At 64.1% G+C, this 18,434-nt stretch carries 15 protein-coding genes; 1 reads left to right on the top strand and 14 read right to left on the bottom strand.

The features are described from left to right. Positions 1 to 2: 2 nt before the first annotated feature. The 3 genes from ACM61V_RS15735 to ACM61V_RS15725 all read right to left on the bottom strand — a co-directional run bounded on the left by ACM61V_RS15735 (position 3) and on the right by ACM61V_RS15725 (position 6,170). Positions 3 to 3,740 (bottom strand): conjugal transfer protein TraG N-terminal domain-containing protein, encoded by a 3,738-nt coding sequence (locus tag ACM61V_RS15735; protein ID WP_401531727.1) that lies wholly within the window; start codon positions 3,738 to 3,740, stop codon positions 3 to 5. An 8-nt stretch (positions 3,741 to 3,748) separates the two neighbouring features. Further along, positions 3,749 to 5,173, bottom strand: coding sequence for a conjugal transfer protein TraH (locus ACM61V_RS15730; RefSeq protein WP_401531725.1), 1,425 nt, complete (start codon positions 5,171 to 5,173; stop codon positions 3,749 to 3,751). Between the two features lie 400 nt (positions 5,174 to 5,573). Continuing rightward, the gene (locus ACM61V_RS15725) at positions 5,574 to 6,170 is read right to left on the bottom strand and encodes a hypothetical protein (protein ID WP_401531790.1); all 597 of its coding nucleotides are present in this window, start codon (positions 6,168 to 6,170) and stop codon (positions 5,574 to 5,576) included. A gap of 64 nt (positions 6,171 to 6,234) precedes the next feature. On the opposite strand from ACM61V_RS15725, the gene ACM61V_RS15720 reads away from it, so the two are divergent. Further along, positions 6,235 to 6,486, top strand: coding sequence for an AbrB/MazE/SpoVT family DNA-binding domain-containing protein (locus ACM61V_RS15720; protein ID WP_401531723.1), 252 nt, complete (start codon positions 6,235 to 6,237; stop codon positions 6,484 to 6,486). A 64-nt stretch (positions 6,487 to 6,550) separates the two neighbouring features. Here the strand turns inward: ACM61V_RS15720 and ACM61V_RS15715 are convergent, their stop codons facing one another. From ACM61V_RS15715 to ACM61V_RS15665, 11 genes are all read right to left on the bottom strand, one after another. Then, positions 6,551 to 7,438 carry a conjugal transfer protein TraF gene (locus ACM61V_RS15715; protein ID WP_401531722.1) on the bottom strand — a complete coding sequence of 296 codons (888 nt, stop codon included), beginning with the start codon at positions 7,436 to 7,438 and terminating at the stop codon, positions 6,551 to 6,553. After that, positions 7,435 to 8,031 (bottom strand): S26 family signal peptidase, encoded by a 597-nt coding sequence (locus ACM61V_RS15710; protein ID WP_401531720.1) that lies wholly within the window; start codon positions 8,029 to 8,031, stop codon positions 7,435 to 7,437. Before ACM61V_RS15710 ends, ACM61V_RS15715 begins: the two co-directional genes overlap by 4 nt. After that, the gene (locus ACM61V_RS15705; RefSeq protein WP_401531718.1) at positions 8,003 to 8,881 is read right to left on the bottom strand and encodes a type-F conjugative transfer system pilin assembly protein TrbC; all 879 of its coding nucleotides are present in this window, start codon (positions 8,879 to 8,881) and stop codon (positions 8,003 to 8,005) included. The genes ACM61V_RS15710 and ACM61V_RS15705 overlap by 29 nt, the downstream gene beginning before the upstream one ends. Then, complete coding sequence (gene traN, locus ACM61V_RS15700; RefSeq protein WP_401531788.1) at positions 8,853 to 9,941, bottom strand: conjugal transfer protein TraN; 1,089 nt, start codon at positions 9,939 to 9,941, stop codon at positions 8,853 to 8,855. The genes ACM61V_RS15705 and traN overlap by 29 nt, the downstream gene beginning before the upstream one ends. Next, positions 9,941 to 11,872, bottom strand: a complete 1,932-nt coding sequence (locus tag ACM61V_RS15695) for a hypothetical protein (protein WP_419714121.1) — start codon at positions 11,870 to 11,872, stop codon at positions 9,941 to 9,943. The genes traN and ACM61V_RS15695 overlap by 1 nt, the downstream gene beginning before the upstream one ends. Positions 11,873 to 12,504: 632 nt before the next feature. Next, entirely contained in the window at positions 12,505 to 13,473 is a 969-nt protein-coding gene (locus ACM61V_RS15690) for a TraU family protein (RefSeq protein ID WP_401531715.1), read from the bottom strand. 38 nt (positions 13,474 to 13,511) lie between these two features. Then, positions 13,512 to 14,105, bottom strand: coding sequence for a conjugal transfer protein TraW (locus tag ACM61V_RS15685; RefSeq protein ID WP_401531786.1), 594 nt, complete (start codon positions 14,103 to 14,105; stop codon positions 13,512 to 13,514). 267 nt (positions 14,106 to 14,372) lie between these two features. Beyond that, positions 14,373 to 14,816: a hypothetical protein gene (locus ACM61V_RS15680; protein ID WP_401531713.1), complete on the bottom strand. Its 444-nt coding sequence runs from the start codon at positions 14,814 to 14,816 to the stop codon at positions 14,373 to 14,375. Further along, positions 14,813 to 15,136, bottom strand: a complete 324-nt coding sequence (locus ACM61V_RS15675; RefSeq protein ID WP_401531712.1) for a hypothetical protein — start codon at positions 15,134 to 15,136, stop codon at positions 14,813 to 14,815. The genes ACM61V_RS15680 and ACM61V_RS15675 overlap by 4 nt, the downstream gene beginning before the upstream one ends. Beyond that, positions 15,133 to 17,664, bottom strand: a complete 2,532-nt coding sequence (locus ACM61V_RS15670; RefSeq protein ID WP_419714120.1) for a TraC family protein — start codon at positions 17,662 to 17,664, stop codon at positions 15,133 to 15,135. The genes ACM61V_RS15675 and ACM61V_RS15670 overlap by 4 nt, the downstream gene beginning before the upstream one ends. Beyond that, entirely contained in the window at positions 17,661 to 18,434 is a 774-nt protein-coding gene (locus tag ACM61V_RS15665) for a TraV family lipoprotein (protein ID WP_419714119.1), read from the bottom strand. Before ACM61V_RS15665 ends, ACM61V_RS15670 begins: the two co-directional genes overlap by 4 nt.

Below are 18,434 nucleotides of genomic sequence, written 5' to 3'. Positions count from 1 at the left end.
AGCTACCGATCTCGTCGTTCTTTGAAGGTGGGATCACCGTCACCAAGGCCATGATCTCGATCGGCCCTTAATCGCCCGGTGTTCAAGATCGACGATTGCTCCGCAGAGACGATGGGAGCCGTGATCTGAACCGTCCCGCGGCCGGAATCTGCCTGTTCAAGATATCGGTTTCGCAGTCCGCCGTTCCCAAGCACGCTTGAGCTAAGTTCATTTGTAAATGCTTGCTCAGGCCTCGCCGAACGTGCGGCTACCCTTTCGGCCGAGGCGATTGCCTCGCGAACATTGTAGTTCACGATGTCGATCGACGAATTTGCGGTTACCGCCCATGATCCACGATCACTCGCATTGAGCCCAACACCGCCTGCCAGATTCCCCGATGCTCCTCGCCGTGATTGTCCTTGGCTATTGCCGCCAGCACTTGATCCACCGCGCGAGACACCGGCACTCAAATCGGCTGAGATACTTTGGCTGTTCGCGGTTTGGTGCTCGGCTGACCGAGACAGCGATTTGCTCCAGCCGGTCTGCGCGATGATGGCGGTGACATCACGTTCCAGAGTGTCCGCGACCTGCGGCTTCAGACGCCAATTGCCCCGTCGATCCATCTCGAACCCGCCACGCAGCCAGTTGGCCATCGCGGCATGCCCTTCTGCCCCTCCGCCAAGAAAATGCTCGATCGTGTCCGGGCCCGCCTGCTTGCCGGCCTCGAACCGCGTACTGGTGTCGTTCCGCGCCGACCGGCTGAACCCGGTGCTGCTGGAGACCAGCAGATCATTGTGCGCGAAGCTCAGCCGGGCGTGCCCGCCATTGGCGACCGCGCCGAGCTGGCTTTCGTTGATGAGGCCGCCCCGCCACATATCGGCGGCGAGGCGCGGCGTGAGGTTGAGGCTGACATCGCCATTCTGATCCATCGCGATCTGTCGCTTTGACATGGTGATGCCGTGGGTCTGCAGCAGCGACTGAATGCGGGAAAGCCGCTCATTGTCGACGATGCGGGTGAGCCGCTGATTGCGCGCGCGATCAGCGACACCGGCGTTGCCACCTTCTGCGAGGTCGATCTGATTGCCGGCGGTGCCGGCGAGCGCGCGGATGAAGGAATCGAGCCGGGCGGCCTCGCGTACCGGCACACCCGCTGCCGCGGCACCTTCGGCGAAGCCGGCATTGTCGGCTTGCCGTCGCTGTTCGCCGATCCGCGCGGCGCTGCGCGCCCCATCGGAGCCTACCTCGCGCTGCGCATCGAGCTTGCCTGAGCGCTCGGCAAAATCATACCCAGCGGTCTCGCGGGTGCGCCCATAGATGCTGGTCCCTTCGCGAGATGCCTCAGCCGTGGCGCCGTCGGCGATGCCGAGCTGCACGGCGGCGCTGTAGCTTTCCATCGCGAGCAGGACCTGGGCCTCGTTGCGCCCGGTTGAACGCGCGAGCCGGCTGATGGCGCTGGATCGCGCTTCGCCGGACAAGGTGTTGATGAAGCCGATCCGGCGACTGGTTTCTTCGACCGATAGCCCGAGCATCTGTGCCGCCTGCCGCTGGCCGTGATTATGGCCGGTGCGGCGCGCCTGTTCGGTTGCGACATTGCCGCGTTCGACCGCGGCGACATGGCTCCCCGCAAAATCGCGCCGGCCTTCCATCGAGCCGACCTGAGTCTCGGCGGCGGTCAAGTCATTGCGCAGCATCTGTTCCTGGCTGAACGCATTGGCGGTGAGCTTGGCGAAGATCGGGTCGGCGCCAGCCTGGGCGATCAGGGTCGACGCCTTGAGCGCCGCATCTTTCGCGTCATAGCCGCCGCGCGCAAAATGCCGTTCGGCGCCCGATTGCATCATGTCATAGGCGCGCTGATCGCCGAACGCCTTCCACTGCACCATATTCTGGGCGAACGCCGCGAACGCGCGCTCGCCTGTCTGGCCTTCGCCAAAATAGCCGGTACCGAGGGCGCGAAGCGCATCCTGCTGCGCGTAGCTGTGGATTGCGCTGGTTGCGGCGTTGGCGCGGACTGCACTCACGGTGGCGGGATTGCTGAGGTCGCGACCGGCGAGGGCAGGAGCAAGACCGCCGAGGTCGCGCGCAGCGTCGGCACGGCCAAGTCCGAACGCAGCCGTGCCGGTTGCCCCGCCGCCATATTCGCCGAGCACCGCGCCCGAAGAAGCAAAGACCCGGTCGAGACCGAACGTACTGCGCTCGCCAAAATCGCCGAAGCTGTTCGCCGACGCCCGGCGGGCGAGCGTGCCGCCCGCCGATGCCTGCGCTTCGAGTGCGGAGGCATAACCTTCGCCGGTCGAGACGGTCGCCGCGGCCGAGCTGCCTTGACCCTGAACGCCGAGCGATCCGGAGGTGAAGGCAGTGAACACATTGCCACTGAACCGGAACACCGTGAACACGAACGCCCCGGCTAGCCCTGCGCCAGCGGTCCGGAACGAGCCGAAGATCCCGAGCGCCTTCATCGCCGCCGAGGGCGCGAGCATCCAGGTGCTCGCTGCGACATGGGTCGAGCGCAGTTCGCTCAGCACATCCATCGCGCGTCCGAGGGTCAGCTGGTAGATACCGGCGTCGATCACCCCCCAGAGTGCGACGAACACGAACAGCCCGAGCGCGAAGCTTGCGACCCTCAGGTTGATCGGGGTGAGGATGAACAGGAAGGCGATCGGCATCATCATCAGCATGATCGCGAACACCGCGGCGCGGATCGTCGGCATCCATTCATTGGCGGTCGAGAGCGTCGCAAGACCATTGGCGCCGATCGCGCGATTGGCCATCACGCGCGCCGCGGTCGCAGGCGAATCCTCGAACAATATGTCGCCAACCGTCTGCCCCAGCAGCAGCTGCGTCAGGAACTTCTGCCGGCTCATGTCGGTCTCAAGCATCATCCCGCCGAGCGCGTCGATCTGCTGTCGGCAGCGGTTCAGCTGGTCGGGCTTGGTGACGTCGAACCCGGTGCGTGCGCAGACCTGGTTACTATAGGCGTCGAACCGCGCAGGATCGGAAAGCTGGCCTGCGATATAGCCCCAGGCGTCGGTGCAGCTCATTGACGAGCCGGCCTTGTCGGTCGCGGTATAGACGGTGGAGAAGGTCGCCGGACCCGCCATTGCCGCGAACGCTGTGGCGAGGTCGTTCGAAGTGCGGAACAGCATATCGTCGTCGACGCCATATGCGGGCGATACCCGTGCGACCGGATAGCATTGCCGGACATAATCGCGGATCGTCGCGTCGAGAAAGGCATCGACGATCGGACTGCGCGGCGAGACGGCGTTGAGGAACAGGTCGAACGCGTGACCGCCGGCGCCGAACTCGAGTTTCGCGTTAGGATCGGTCGTATTGTCGTCGATCGTCTCGGCGAGTGCGCGTTCCATGAGGTTGGTGGTGCCGGCGACCAGCACGATCAGGTTGGGGACCCCGCCGACCGGCTGATAGGCATTGCGCACCCGGTCATAGACATGGACCGTACCGGTGGTCGCGATCATCCCTGCGAATAGCCCGATCCCGACCAGCATCTGGAACCCGAAGGCAACAAGGCCCATGCCCTGGCCGCGGACCGCGGCGAGTACCGTGCCGAACCCGATGCCGGCGACCGCAATGATCACCACTAGCGTTTCGTAGCGCGGATCGCCGAAGATCATCGCGACGAGCCGAAACGCATCGACCGTCTCGGAAAAGCCGTCCCAGGTGTGAAAGCTTGCATCGATCGCCAGCGCCGGGGTTGCGGCAACGAGGCTCGCGAGGGCGAGGGTTGCTTTGAGAAATCTCGGCATAACCCGCGTCACCGGTTGCGGCTGGCATCGGCGCCGGAAGCGTCGCGCGCGTCCCGGTCGCGCTGGCGGATGACGCCGGCATAGGTGACCGAGAGGTTCGCGGTTGAGAGCGCCGCCATATAGGATTGACGCATCTGCGCGCGCTGGCGCAGTACCTCGTCGCGCAGCTCACGGAGCTGCTCGATACCCTTGGTGAGGATGCGGGTCTGGCAGATGTTGGCATTGCCAGCGTCGACCGCCCCGGCACTGGTTGCGCCGCGTTCGGCATTTTGCAGTGCGAAATCGATCGAGCGGGTGAGGTCGTTGAGCATCTGATAGGCGAGAGTCAACGCGACGAGCTCGTCGGTGTCCGCGATCACGCTTCCGCTGACACCCTGACGCACGCCCCATTCGAGGAGGCGATAGACGGGAAGGGTTCGCACATTGGCGACGAACTGCTTTTCTTCCGGCGTCAGCGCGGCGCGCGTGCGGATCTTGGCCGAGATCGCCTCCATCCGCTCGCGCGCCAGGATCAGCGCGCCGCGTCCGCTCCCGTTGACCGAGCAATCGGCGCCCGTCGGCGGCAGGTTGAGCGCGCGTGTCGGCACCTTGCCGGTCAGGAAATCATCCGGGCTCTCGGTATCTTGCCTGGGACAGGCCGGGATCGCCGAGAAGATCGGGACCTTGTCATTCTGGTCCCAGCGCATGTAGATATCGCCAACCCGCGCGCGCATGACCCCGGTCCAGTCGCTCGCGCCCACCCGAGCGGCGGCATGCTGGAGCAATGAGCCCGTACGGAAGATGTCGGTGACCTCGGCGGGGCAATTGGCGAGGGCGTCCTTCAGATCCTCGGTCGGGTTGCCCTTGTTGGCCTGGATCTTTTCGCGGCTCTGTTGCCAGCTCTTGGCGAAGCCCTCGCGGACCGACTTGTAACCCGTCATCTCCTCGACGATCCCCGACATATTGTCGTCGCCCTTCGCGATCTGGACGAGGCGATTGGCGAGGCGGCAGTCATTGACCTGGATCGAATTGAGGAAGTTGGTCGCCGCCTCCATCTTCGAGATGATGTTGCCCATTTTCTCGTCGAGCGTTTCGAGGAGATACTGGAAGGCGACGGCTGGTGCCGCCTGGAGGATCGTCTCGAGCTTCTGGACCAGATAGTCGGGGTCGAGGAACGACATGCCACCAAGGAACATGTCGATCCCGCCGCACCCGGCTTTCACCTTGGGCAGGGTGATCGACATGAGATAGTCGTTGTGGACGTCGACCCGGCCCGACATGCCGCCCGCGGTCACATAACCGCGCGTCTGATCCTCGAAGCTTCCGGGCGAGGTATAGGTGACATTGTCGAACCAGCTTTCCGCCCAGCCTTGCGCATGCGCGGGACTGGCGATGGTGCAGGCGGCGACAATCAGGCTAGCGGCAAGGCTCAGGCGCGTGGGGAAGGGGGACATTCGGGGCTTCCTTGTGTTGAGGAAGACAGGAAGGCGCCCCAACCGCGCTTAGCTGTCTCGGTAAAGCTTTGAAAAAGTTTGAGATAGCGATCGATCGCGCTGGGTCGAAGGCTGATTTCAGCCCACCTCGTTCCGCAGATAACCGTGCAAATCGGGGATAGGACTCCATATTTGCAAGGATAAATGACCGCCGCATCGAGGCCGAACTGGCAGAGCTGATCGGTGAAACGCCGGCCGTCGCATCGCTGGGACAGAGGCAAGCCGATGAGACGACGCTTGCCTTGCGTATCGCGAAGATACGGCGCTCGCTTTACGTCGTTCCCGAGTCCGAAGCGGATCATGCGCGGAGTTCCCCGGCTCGGGGCAGCATGAGCAGTCGGAAAAGAAGACCGGAACCGGCTCATCTGCGTGCGAGACCGGATTTCGAGATCATGCGCCTGGGCGGGCTATCGACGATCCCTGTAAATTTGGACATGGCCCGCACGCCGACCGCGGCGCGTACGCCGGTCAACATCTTGGCGGCGAGATAGGCATTGCGGGCGATATTGACGTCGTGGTCAGTCCCGATGGCGATCGGCACTATCCGGTTGGGGTCAGAGGTCGATCGCACCCAAGCAACCGGATTACCGACCCATGGGAGACCCAGCCGGCCGGAGCGCAGCATTGCTTCGTCATTGCCGATCGTCCGTACCTGCCAACCATAGTGCGCTTTGAAGGCGAAGAGCCTGGTCCAGAGATCAGCGCAGGGCGCGCAGCCCGGCGCGGTGCTCATTTCGATCACATAGAGCGGCGCCTGTGCTTTTAGGGTCGGCTCAAAGTCGGGCGGGAACTCGCGTGTTTGCGTCACGCGGACAAGCCATGATTTGACTTCGGCTGCGGTGGCTACGGGATGGATTGCGGCTCGCGCGGCAATATCGCGCGTGACTAATTGGGCCGATGCTGAAGAGAGCGAACCACTGGCGACGAAGAGGAGCGCTGCCTCGACCGACAACGCCATACGCCGTACCAATGGTAACATCAGGACGGAGCGACTTATGCCGGGGAAAGAAAGGGAGGCGAGATTGCCGGTCGTCACCGTGGACGCCGAAGGAAGCATTACGCTCGATGAAAGCGTGCTCACGCATCTCGGCGCCGTCCCCGGATCGAGGCTTATTGCCTGTAAATTACCCGACGGCGCGATTGAACTTCGTGTGGATCGCCGAAGTGGCAAAATCTCCAAGGTGTTCGGCATCCTGAAACGCGAGGGCCAACGGCCTGTTTCGATTGAGGAGATGAATGAGGCGATCGAGGCGGGATGGGCCGGAGAAGTATGAGCGTCGCCTGCCGCAATTTCGTATCCGGCAGGAAGGCGACCGCGCCTGATTGCGTTGCATTTGCTCATCGCCGAGCCTCAGTGCCTGAAACCCGGCTTTCGCCTGTCGTTCTTGGATCCACGGATGACACCGGGCCATTGGCGAGCGCATCGAAAAAGCCATCCTCTTCGCCCGCCCCGGTCAGCCATTGCTCGGGGCGGATGTCGCCGCTGAGGAGTTTCGCTGCCTGATAGGCGGCCTGGGCGAGATTGGGATAGGTCTCGACCCCGGCGGCGATCACCATGCGCTGGGCCGAGTTCCGACGGATCACCATGATCGTCGGGGTCACCTCGACCCCGAACCGGCTCCCGAGATCAGGCCGACGATCGAGATCGATCTGGCTTGTCTGCCAGCCCATTTCGTCCTGGAACCGCTGAACGATCGGCCATTGGACGCGGCAATAACCGCACGTCGTCCGGCCAAACATGACGAGCGCAAATTCGCTGCTGCGCGCGCGCAGATATTGCCGGCGAACCTCGTCCTTATGGGCTCCCAGCACATCGCGCGCCTCGCCGATCATGGGATTTGCGGCCTTTGCGTTGAGCTCGGGATGAAGCAGCAGCGCAAGCTGCGTCACGCCGGCGAACGCGCGCGCCTTGCGCCGGGCAAAATCCTGCAGCCGCCAGAAATCGGCTACCGCATCGACCGTTAGCACCGTCGCGGCATAATCGCGCTGCTGGGTAATGAGCTTGGCGATGCGCGGCGGCGACCAGGTTGCGAGCACCGCCATCGGCGGGATCTCGGGTTTTGCAACGACCTCCTTGTCATCGTCGGGCGCTGGCGGGGCAGGGGGTGGTTCATACCACCAATAACCGCGCGCTTCGCGCGCGGCGGGTGGCGTGGTTTGCGCCGAGGTTGCTGCCGGGTTGATGCCAGCGATCACGGCAGCACCGACCAGGGCAAGGCGCCTCACAGCAATTTCTCCGCACGGGTGAGGCGCTCGATCGCGACCGGGCCGTAATAGCGGCTGTCGAAGCCGTCGGGATGCGACGAGCCGACGAAGATCGTGCCCGGTTTGATCAGCGCGGTGTCGGGCCGCCAGTGTGAGAGCGTCCGCCCATCGGCGGTTCGCGCCTTGCTGACCCCAAGCAAATGGCCGTTGCAATAATAATATCCGTCGAGCCCGCCCGCCGCGCGCGAGGGCTTCTCGACCATCGCGATCCGGTCGCCCGGCATGCACAAGGCATATTTCGTGACGCCGACCGGTCTCGGCCCGGCGATCGGATGCGACAGCGAGAAGGAGACCAAGTCGCCGCGGAAGATTGGACCGGGCGCGCGGTGGATCACCCAGGCGTCAATCGAAGGCGTCATCACCAGTGTCGCCTGGGGCATCGCCCACCAGGCAAAAAGACCGATCGGCAGTACGATGCCATAGGCCTTGAAAAGCTGTGCGGGCCGCGGCGGTTGCCCGAGGCCACTTGCGCCGAGCGCGACGGCCGCGCGGAGCGGCAGATCCTTCGCCTCGAGCGCAGCGCGCTTAGCGAGGTGCCAGACGAGCGAGAGCATCGCGCACATCCTCCTTTCCCCCGAGGCGGGCAAACTCTTCGAGCAGGCCGGAAAGCGCGGCATCGCCATAGATGACATGTGCGCTCGGCGGACTTTGGTCGTCGCGCTCGCAATAAGGCTGGGTGGGATCGCCCGGGATCATTGCGAGAGCAGGCACGCGCGTCACCCCATGCAGGCGGAAGACCAGCGGATCGACGATGATCTGGACATCGTGCATCGCGCAGGCCGGACCCTCGCAGCCAGGGGCGATGCGCAGGATCTGAGCCGAGAGCTTGGCCATCGGCGCGACCCTGCTCATGCCGCCCGGCATGCCACGGAACGCCATGACCCCATGGACGCGTTCGAGCTGCGTGGCATAGGTACGGAGGGTCGCGATCGGCATTGCCGATGACACCATCAACAACGGCATGCGGGAGCGAGTTACCGGCGCCGGCGCGGCGGCGGCCAGCGCGGCTGCTTCCGGTGCTTCGAGCCCGAGCGCTTGCGCGATCCGGGCGCTGGCCGCGCTGCGCTCCTTTATCAGTGCGGCGCGCGCAGCCTTGATATCAGCGCCGGCGCGCTTCTCCACGTCAGCGTCGACCGTACGGCGGGCGAGGCCATTGAAGGCGCGGCGCTGCATGATGGCGTCGGGCGCTGCCGGAAGTCTGGGCGAGTTGACCGGCGCGCGCCTGGCCTTTGTCAGCGCCTGTTTCATGCGCTCCATCGCGGCATCGCCTTCGGACTGGATCCTGGCCTTCGCGCCGGGAGTGGCGGATGGAGGTATGTCCTGAGCGCTGGCGGTCGTGGCCGGCAGCACCAGCGTCACCGCGACGAGCGCGCGACTAATGGTTGATCGTCTGCTGATACGCATCGATCTTGCCCTTCATGTCGGTCTGGATTTGCGTCTGGGCGCGCGTCTCGATCTCGGCATAATATTCCGAGAGATCCATTTTCGAGAAATCGAGCGCTTGGAATTCTTCGGCCGTAAAGCCACGGCAATAGGGGTTTTTCGGGGTGCCCCAGCCCTTGGCATTGAACGATTTGATCTGGGGCCGGCCCTGTTCCTGGATGATCCGCCCGAGCTTCGTATTGAAGCAGCAATGGCCCCTGGCCTTCTGGAGGCAGATCCCGAGGACGCTCGCAGTGCAATAGCTCCCGACCTCATGGCACATGCCCGAACCGCGGAGCATGCCGACCTCCATATCCTCCTGGTCGCAGCCCTGCAGCAGCACCTCGATCATGAAATTGACCGCAAGGCTGATCGCGATCGAGGTGGGATCGATGCCGGCGATCATCGCGTGCGCGCCGGAACTGGCGGCCTGGCTCGCGGTCGCGCCCGCCTTGAACGCGGTATAAGCGGCCTTCATGCCGGTGAAGACGCCGCGTGCGACCGCGATCTTGGTCGAGATGGAGGTGAGCGAGCCACCCATCCCATCTTTGACGATCTTGCCCTTGTCCTTGCAGCAATTGGAGAAGGTGGTGAACAGCCCAGCCGGGCGGCAGCGCGCGCCGTGCCCGGCGAAGATCTCGATCTGCCCGAGGCAATTTCCTTCGGCGTCGACCGGGCCATCGGGCAGCACGCCCGGATCGTTGACTGGCGGTGCTTCGACAATCGGATGGCTCGACGTATCGATGCAGGCGTTGGCGGAGCAGGTCGCCGGGCCGCCTGACGCAGGCGCCGCACAGGCATATTGGGGCCCAAGCGGGCATTGCATCGCGCCGGCGGCGTCGGCGATACAGGCGGTCTCGCCGATCGGGCAGGCATAGCCGCCGGTTGCGGTCAGATGGCAGTTCGCGGTCTCCCCCGTGTCAGCGGCATCGCCATTGCCGTTGAGATCGACCGCGCAGATTTGCTGGGCGGCTGCTGTTGCCGGGACCAGTGAGGTCGCGTTGAGCAACAGGCTTACGAGGACAGGGCGAGGCAAGCGCATCACCGCGGCCCGCTCGTGCAGACGAGATCGGTTCCGCCGAGCCGCATCGTCTGCATCATCACCACGGCTTCCGGAAAATCGTCGATGCAGCCGCAGCCCTGGACGAGTTCCTCGCCATCGCCGACCGGGCACACATTGCTGTCCTGGCAGGTGTGGTAGATCATATCCCAGCCGGCGGGGGTGTTCTGTTTGCCGCCCGTCACGCCATCGAGCGCGGCGGCATTATTGGTCTGCGGGCGCCGCGTCTTGCAGACCGGCTCGCACGCGCTGACGCTGCCGCGGTCGGGGAGCGCGAAGTTGCGTGTCGTCGACGAATAGCTTCCGTCGCTCGCACGAGTGCGATCGGCGAGCATCGCCTCGGTCGAATGATCGATGATCCATGCGCCGCGGCTGGTGTCGGGGTCGGGCATGCCGCTGTCGACGCGGCAGCGATAGCGCCGCTCTTTTTCGAAGAAGTCGCGGGCTAGCGATAGCGAACAGGCGCCGCCCGCGATGACGCGGGTCTGGGGCAGCGGGGTAAGGCCGGTACGAATACCGTTGACGATTGTCGCGACGCCATCGACATGTTCGTCGGTGAGCCGGCAGGCTGCGTTGCCGGCATAGCTTGCACAGCCATCGACCACATTCTCCGATGCCCGGCAGCTTGTATCGATGGCCGCATCGATTTGCGCATCGAGCTCGCCGTTACCGCCAACCGCGAGGGCAATCCTGATCTCGTGATCGCCGCGGGTCATCCACGGCTTGAGATCGAGATTGGGGGCGCCCTGCCAGTTGGTTTTCCGGTCACAACTGGCAGACGGCAATCCGGGGCTGCGCCAGGTCGACGGATCGGCATAGACAAGCTGGCCATCGATATAGACCTGCATCCAGTCATCCATCTCGTAGCGGGTGAGACGGATATCGGTCAGCCTATCGGGATCGATGACGCTGAGGCGCATCCGAAAATCGAACATTGAACAGCTTCCGCCAGTTAGCGAGTTGTTGACCGGCGATCCCATCTGGAAGGTGATCCGGTCGCCGCCCGGGCTGACATAATCACCATAGCCGCCCGAAGTCCGCGCGATCACGTCACGCGGTGTCGCGCCGGTAAGCGTGACCTGCCGCCTGACGGTGCAATTGCGCACTTCCTCGCTCCGGGATTTCGCGGCCGGAGAGCCGGCCAGCATCTGGAACACCGTGCTGGATGCAGCCGCAGCGGCAGCATCGCCGGCGATCGCCGTGGGGTTTGCGCGATAAGCGGTCTGACCAACCGATGGTGAGGCGGTGCAGGCGGTGCTTTGCGCGCCGACATAGGAGATGACCGGGCCATCGACACGCGCCTCGGCAATGCCATAGCGTGGATCGGCGGTGGTAAGCGCAGCAACGACCCCGCCGCCCAGGTCCTTGAGGAGGGACGGGAGATTGGCGATCGCGAGCCCGCTGCCGCAGCTGTTGTTGATGCAATAACAGCCGGCAAGATCGGTCATCACCGCCGTTTCGAGCCTTGGGGCGGCGGAGCCGTCGACCGACCAGCGATAGCTGTGACAATTGTTCCAGGTGCCTGGGTCGCACGAGATGATGCCGTTGGCGCAGATCCCCGATACCGGAACAGGCAGGGTCGCGGTCGCGTCGAACTTGCCGTCGAGATTGGTGTCGCGACTAATGCGCACCATGTCGAGATCGCCGGAAGCGGCCGGCTGAACGAGAAGCTCGAGCAGAGTTGCGGTTTTCTGGCACGCGAGTGAGGGCGTGAATGTGCGGCTGGAATCCACAGTGGAAATCGGCTGGCCGGCGAGCCCGGGTTTCACATAGTTCTGGAGCAGTTTGTCGCTCGTCGATGACTTTGCGCGTGACGCGGCTGCTGCTGCGCGAGCGCGATCATCGCTCGATTGCGCGAAACCGGCATTTGGTAATGCGACCGCCATCAGGGCGAGGATCGAGCGCCGCTTCATGGTCGTTTGTCCAATGCGGACTGCACAGCGGCACAATTTGTGAAACCGAAGCTGAAAACGATCACACGCGATGTGGCGCAGGCTGACAATTAGGGCAGCGCAGGCCTCAATAGCGGCCAGCGCGGCCACGATCGGCAGCTGGGTATGGAACGCCGTGCAGCGATCGTCGAGGTAATTGGCCGCGCTGACCGCAGGAGCGGCGGATCCCGGGGAAAGGGACGCCGCCCCTTCAATCGCTGAATATGCTCCTTTGCGGGGCGGATGGCCAGACCATGGGCCGGGAAAGCTCGTCTGGGCACCGTAAATGCCCGACGATCCGCTCATGGCGCCTCCGGTACCCGTGACCGGCGTGCAGCTTGCGGTGCTCCGCAGGCGGCCTCCTTGTCCCGCACTAGTGCGGGACTCTCGATCGGCTTCGGGCGCCAGATCTTCTAAAGCGGTCGACGTGGTCGTAAGCGGAGGTAACCCTGGGGTTGCTACCCGGCTCAGCCACGCCGACCGTCCGGGCAATACCGTGCCGGGGAGCAGCGGCATTGCTCGAAACGTGTGCGAAACCTCCCCGCCATCGGTGCGCTGCGCGAATCGGCGGTGCGAAGTGGAGGGCCGCAATGGGCAACCAAATTGAGATTGAATCATGGCACCGACACCCCGGCGCAGCAAATCGTCTTTTCGAAGAGCATGAACTGGGCATTGTCCTTGCCCGGCGCGTGTTTGGCGCTGGTCCAGAGCGATCCGGGGCGTCCGACATTGACGCACTGGCCGCCTTTGACCGGCTCCATCAGCTGGAATTTGTAACGGCTCTTGGTCCAGACCGGCTGAGGAATGAACGAGCAACCGTCGGATGAGCTGATGGTGAGCGCACCAAGCCGGCCCATCATGAACAGCCCGCGCGCGGCAAGCCCCGCCCAGGCCTCGACGCTGTCGTCGAAATGGATGTCGCCGGCGATCGGATAGGTCGAGCCCCAGGAGCCCATGCACCAGAACAAGGGATCGACAACCTTGCCGGAGGCGGCTGCCGCGCTGTCGGCCATGCAGGCAAGGCCGGCGGCGGGATTGCCGAACAGGATCGCCTCCGGCTGGATGATCGCGCCCAGCGTCGCCGACTGCCAGGTCGGCAGGACCTCGGTGATCAGCGCGACATCGAACCCATTGTCTTCAAGGCACGGCAGGTCGGTGAACATGTCGAGCATCTTCCAGACCGGCGAGATGTAATAATGCAGCTGCGCGAACATCTTGCGGGTGTTCGTGCCGTCGGCAATGCTTGTCTGGCTGCCCTGGAGCCGACCGTGGGTCGGCATGATGTCGGCGCCCAATGCCATCATGCAGCCGGGCTCGGTCACCACGTCGATCATGCGGTTGGGTGACCAGAAGCTGACCTTGACCCCGAACCAGAAGGTCGCCCCTTTGCGGCAGGCGCATAAGGGCTTGGAGGTGGATTGGGCGTCGAGCGCTTTGCCCAACAGATCATGCGGACCGATCCGGACCCCGCCAATCGTGATCGGGAAGATGCACGACCAGCGCACCTTGGTGATGGGGTTGAAGATCTTGCCCGCCTCGCATTTGGAGGCGTGGGCGGGAGCCGCAGCGCAGAGCGCGGACATGGTCGCTGCGATCGAGACCGCGAGATGCCGGGCGGGCCTCATTTGCGCGAACCCTTTGCGATCCTGTCCGCATCAACCTCGGTCAGCAGGAGCTTCTGTCCTTGTTGAGCGACGATAACGGGGGCAACGCTGAGCCTGAGCCGTGCCTTCACACGCTCCTCGAGCAGGAAGATTGGCCGACCAAGTCGCTCACTCGCGCCGATCGGATCCGCATCTCCGGCCGATCCGGCTGCGAGCAGGATGAAATCGGTTGGGGCGGCGGTTCTGATGGCCCAGTTGAGATCGCGGGGGTGCACCACGATCAATCGCTGCGGCAGCGACACATAGGCGAGCGGGTTGAACGTATAGCCCTTGGCGTAAAGCAGCCGTCCATCGGGAAGGCGGATCTCGCCGTCGAGCGTATAGAAGGGGACAATGCTGCGGATGCGGTCGGCGGGTGACCGGCCAAGTACCGCTGCCTTCATCGCAGACCAGATCTGGCGCGGGCCGAAGGCTTTGCGCATATCGGGAACGCTCCCCGCGCGGCCCTCGATCTCGCTCAGCGCATCGGGCTCGGCGATCGGCCAGGTCCGTCCGATCGTGCTTGTATCGGCATAGGCCGACGAGGGTGCGCACATCGTCGATAGCAGCATTGCCGCGCCGAAGCGGCGGCGGCTGGTGGTGACTTCACCGGGCATGGTGATGCCCCCATCGTTGAGCGCGATCGCGACGGCTTTCACCGCGTATCGCGAGCACAAGTGCTATGATCGCCGGCACGCAAGTGGCGACGATCAACAGTCGCGCCTCATTTTCTGAACTGGGGAGGTACCAGGTAATCGTGGCCTGGATCAGCAGTAACCCATTGCTGGCGATGACCAGTCGAACCGCGCGCGAGGTCGGGGCCGAGGAGAAGATCCCGTTCATGCGCTTTTGCCCCCCTCTAGTTCAGAGGAGTCGCCGCGGATGCGCCAGTAGAGTTCGAAGACAGCCTTCGCGATTACCGGCGCAAGACAGATGAGGGCGACCCATGCGGCATATACGGTGACGGGCCCTCCCAATAACTGGATCAGCGGCACCAATGGCACGACTGCCCAGAAGGTCTGCAGGAGTGCGCCGATGATCAAGTACCACCAATTGTTACGGAGCGTCTCGTTGAGCAATGCCGTTGATCTGCGGATCACATCCGTCGCGGTCCTGAGATTGCCCACCATCAGGCCTTGTTCACGCTTCTGGAACCAGAGGAGCTGGGCGAGATAGGCATGCGGGCTCTGCCCGGGACTGCGATCGAGCCCGATGTTCGCACCCAGTTCGTCGATCAATTCCAATATGTGAGGATGCACATGGCTTTCGATTGGATCGGTCATTTTTGCCTCCATTGGCGAAGCCTCGAGACGATCACCCCAAACGCGCCTGAAAGGCCGATCAGCAGCATGCCGCTGACAAAGCAGGCGGCTGCGATCAGCACGCCGGCACGGATCACCTGAATCGTCGGCTGCCGGAGTGCGAGACCGGCGGCGATCACCAGACCGCCGAGCATGCAGGTCTCGATCGCCACCAGCCGCAGGCGCCAGAGGAACGCAGCCGCTTCGGCGCGCTCGGCGACGCGCGCCTCGATCATCGCCTCGATCGCCGGGTCACTGTCCCAGTCGAGCTTGAGCTGCTCGCCATTGAGCGGACGCATCATGCGATCCTCCCTGCAATGCTGGTCGAAGCCGGTGTTCCGAGCACCTCCGCCGGATTGATGCCGGCGAGTTCGCAGATCGCCTCGAGCGGCGACCGGCCGGCGCGCAGGCGCGCCTCAAACGCGGCGACCTCGTTGGGCGCTGAGGTGTTGATCCAATAAGAGAAGGGATCGACGACCAGCCGGGCGATGCCGAGCCCGAGCGGTGAGTCGATAAAGACTTCCGAATAATTGGGCTTGGCGTTCCTCACCGATTTCAGGAGGTCGAGGACGAACCCCGAATAATCGAGGATCTTGTTCTCGACCGCTTTGTCATAGGTCGAGCCCTGCAGGAGGAAGCGCGTCGCGGCATTTTCGAGGATGACCTGGCCCGTCCCGCCGAACAGCAGGAGGTCGTTCATGCTCTGCAGCACAATCCCGAACGATCCCTGATATTTGCGCGCGCGGCGATAACCCTGGCCGAACGCCTCGGCGAGCCGCGACAGATCCTGCCCATCGCTCCTGGTCATGAACTGCGCCGCCTCGTCGCACAGCACGAACCGTGGCCGGTCGCGCGCCGAGAGGTAGAGTTCCTGGGTGACCGCGTTCACCACCACCATGACGATGATGTTGAAGAGGTCGGGGAGTGCTTTCAGCCGTTCGAGCTCGAGGACGACGAATTCGTCATGGGAGATATCGAGGGTGGAGCGGCCGTTGAAGAAGTGGCCATAGGCCCCGTCCGACCCGAAATCCCTCAGGTTGAAGGCAAGCTCGCGCGCCGTCGGCACGAGATGCTCGACGCGGTCGAAATCGCTCGTTGCATTGTCCGGGTAACGGCCAAGCCATTCGCGGACCGCATCCACGCCATGATGGCCGCGCCTCGTATCGACGGTCCATTGCACCGCGGATTTGAGAAGGTTCCATTCCGATGTCGTGACCGGTTTTCTGGTCGAGGCATTGGCCATTTCAGCGACGATCGCGACCGCCATGGCGATCGCCGATTGTTTGTCCTCGCCGTCGAGCGCGAGGCCCATGTCGAACGGGTTGAGGACAAGGTTTTCCTCGCCGATGTCGATATAGCGGCCCGAGCAGAGCGTTGAGAGCTTGCGATAGCTCCCGCCAATATCGATGATGCGGATGAGCGCGCCTTGCGCATAATATTGCTGGCAAAGGTTATTGAGAAGGAAGCTTTTCCCCGCGCCGCTCTCGGCCGAGACGATGAAATTGTAATTGTTGATCCGGGGATCGAACAGGTCGAGCGTGATGAGCTGGCCCTTGCGCCCGACATAAAGCAGCGCCGGGCGGCCCCCACCGCGAAAGTCGGTCTGGACTGGTGCCATCACCGCGGCGGCGCGGGCCGGCATGCGGAAGTCACGCTCAAGCAGCTTCAGCGTCCGTTTTTCAGGATAGAGTCCAAACGGCAGGCTGGCGGCGAGGAGGACGGGCAAGAGATAGCTCTCTTCCTGCACCATGAACGGGAGCGGCTCGGATTCCCAAAGCCGCTTGGCCCGCGCCGCCATCTCGCGCGCCTGGGCGCTGTCGCGGCCGAACACCCAGACGGTCGGGATCACCGAGACAAAGCGGCTGTTCGAGACCTCGTCGAGGATCCAGCCGATCTCCTCGATCTGCTTGCCGACCTCGACCGCGAAGCTTCCGGCCGCCTTCTGCGCCGAGAGGATCTGTGCACGTTTGTGCACCTCGAACTGCGAGACATCGAACAGTACCGAGAGGCAGTAGAGGAATGGTCCGCCGATCTGGTCACTGTCTTCCGCGCTCCCGCGCATCCCGCCCATCAGGCGGTTGGCGCGTTCGGCGGTAATCCGCCGCGCGGGCGCCTTGGGGGTCAGGCAGCGCGCAACCTGGTTGCCGAGGAAGAGTTCGGGGCCATCGAACAGCAGATCGGGGCCGGCATCGATGATCTGCTTCCTGATCGCCGGCGCCGGCCTGTCACCGGCGGCGCTGACGAACACGCCTGGCGCATCGGCGAAAACGCCGTTGAAGATCCGGCGATAGAAACGGACGAGCTCCTCGGGCGGAAGCCGGCGGATGCCCATTTTGGCGAGCTGCTCCTCGACCTGACGCCTGAGGTCAGCGCCGAGTTTCACGCGCGTCTTGACCGCGAGGAACAGCCGGAAATCGCGCACCGGGATACCATGGAGCGCACCAACCCCGGCCGTACCACTTCGGAGATAATCGGCGGTGCGGCGGGCCGATGCCTGGACCAGGGGATCGGGTCGGGTCTTCAAATCAAGATAGGCGTCGAGCGCGCCGTCGATCAGCGGGTCGGCAAAGCTGATCAGCTGCAGCACCGTCCCTTCGGGGAATTGCACATTGAGCAGCCCGAGCAGGGCCTGGCTGACATGGGTGAACATGTACGCCGAGGGCGTCAGCTCCCATGCCTGGCCCCAGCCATCGTCGATGCACAGGAATGCCTCTTCTTCCTCGACCCAGGCGACGAGCGGCAGGAAATCGGAATAGGCATCGCGAGCAACCGAGGCGTGGAGCCGGCGGAACGAAAGGCCGCTGTCGGCCCCCGATGCGCGCGGGCTCATGACCGGGGTTCCGGGCCTGCATCGCTGTGATCCGCATTGGGCGCATTTGGTGTGGCTGGGGATGGCGCCGTGGGCACGTCTGCGTCGCGGATCGCCTCGCGCGCGTTGTCGGTGGCGGCATGATCTACGGTGAGTGCAGGCGGGCTGGCATCCGCGGAGATCTCGGTGCTGGTGGCGCCCGTATCGCGGGCCGTACGCAGCACCGGCGGATTGGGCGCGCGGCCGACTGGCTCGACGAGATAGTCGCCGACCACCCAGGTCGGGCGGCCGAGGATCGAATAGACGAACCGCGGCATATAGAGCCGGTCGGGGCGCTGTCGGTCGGCATAGGGGAGGATCAGGGTCCGGATCGTGCGCGATGGCTTGAGCATCGGCGATGCCGGGCTATCGATTGCAGCAGTCTCGCCGAAGCTGGCGCGTGGGACCGCGGGAACGGGAGCCTGGCGATCACGGGCCGGCTTTGCCGGCGTTGCTGCAGTTCTGGCATCACTGACCTGGCGGCCTGAGTTCGGCGCCGCGCCGAGCAATTTCCTGTCGCGCGTGACGGCTGGATCCGATCGCGGCGCGCGGCCGGCGACGGCGTCATTCCACGCCTGCTCCGGATGGACGCATTGGCCATGGTCGGAATTCTTGCAGCTGAACTTCTCGCTGTAAGGCGACAGGAGTGATCCGAGGGTCGCGCATCCGCCCAGGGCAAATGGCAGGGCGAGAACGAACGCTGTCCTGCCGCGCAAATTGCGTGCGCGCCGATAGTCGGATTGTTCCGCCAT

The sequence above is a fragment of the Sphingomonas sp. TX0543 genome, assembly GCF_048565505.1.
Classification (GTDB): domain Bacteria; phylum Pseudomonadota; class Alphaproteobacteria; order Sphingomonadales; family Sphingomonadaceae; genus Sphingomonas.
The sequence above is the reverse complement of the archived record's forward strand: the minus strand, read 5'-3'. Positions and strand labels throughout refer to the sequence as shown.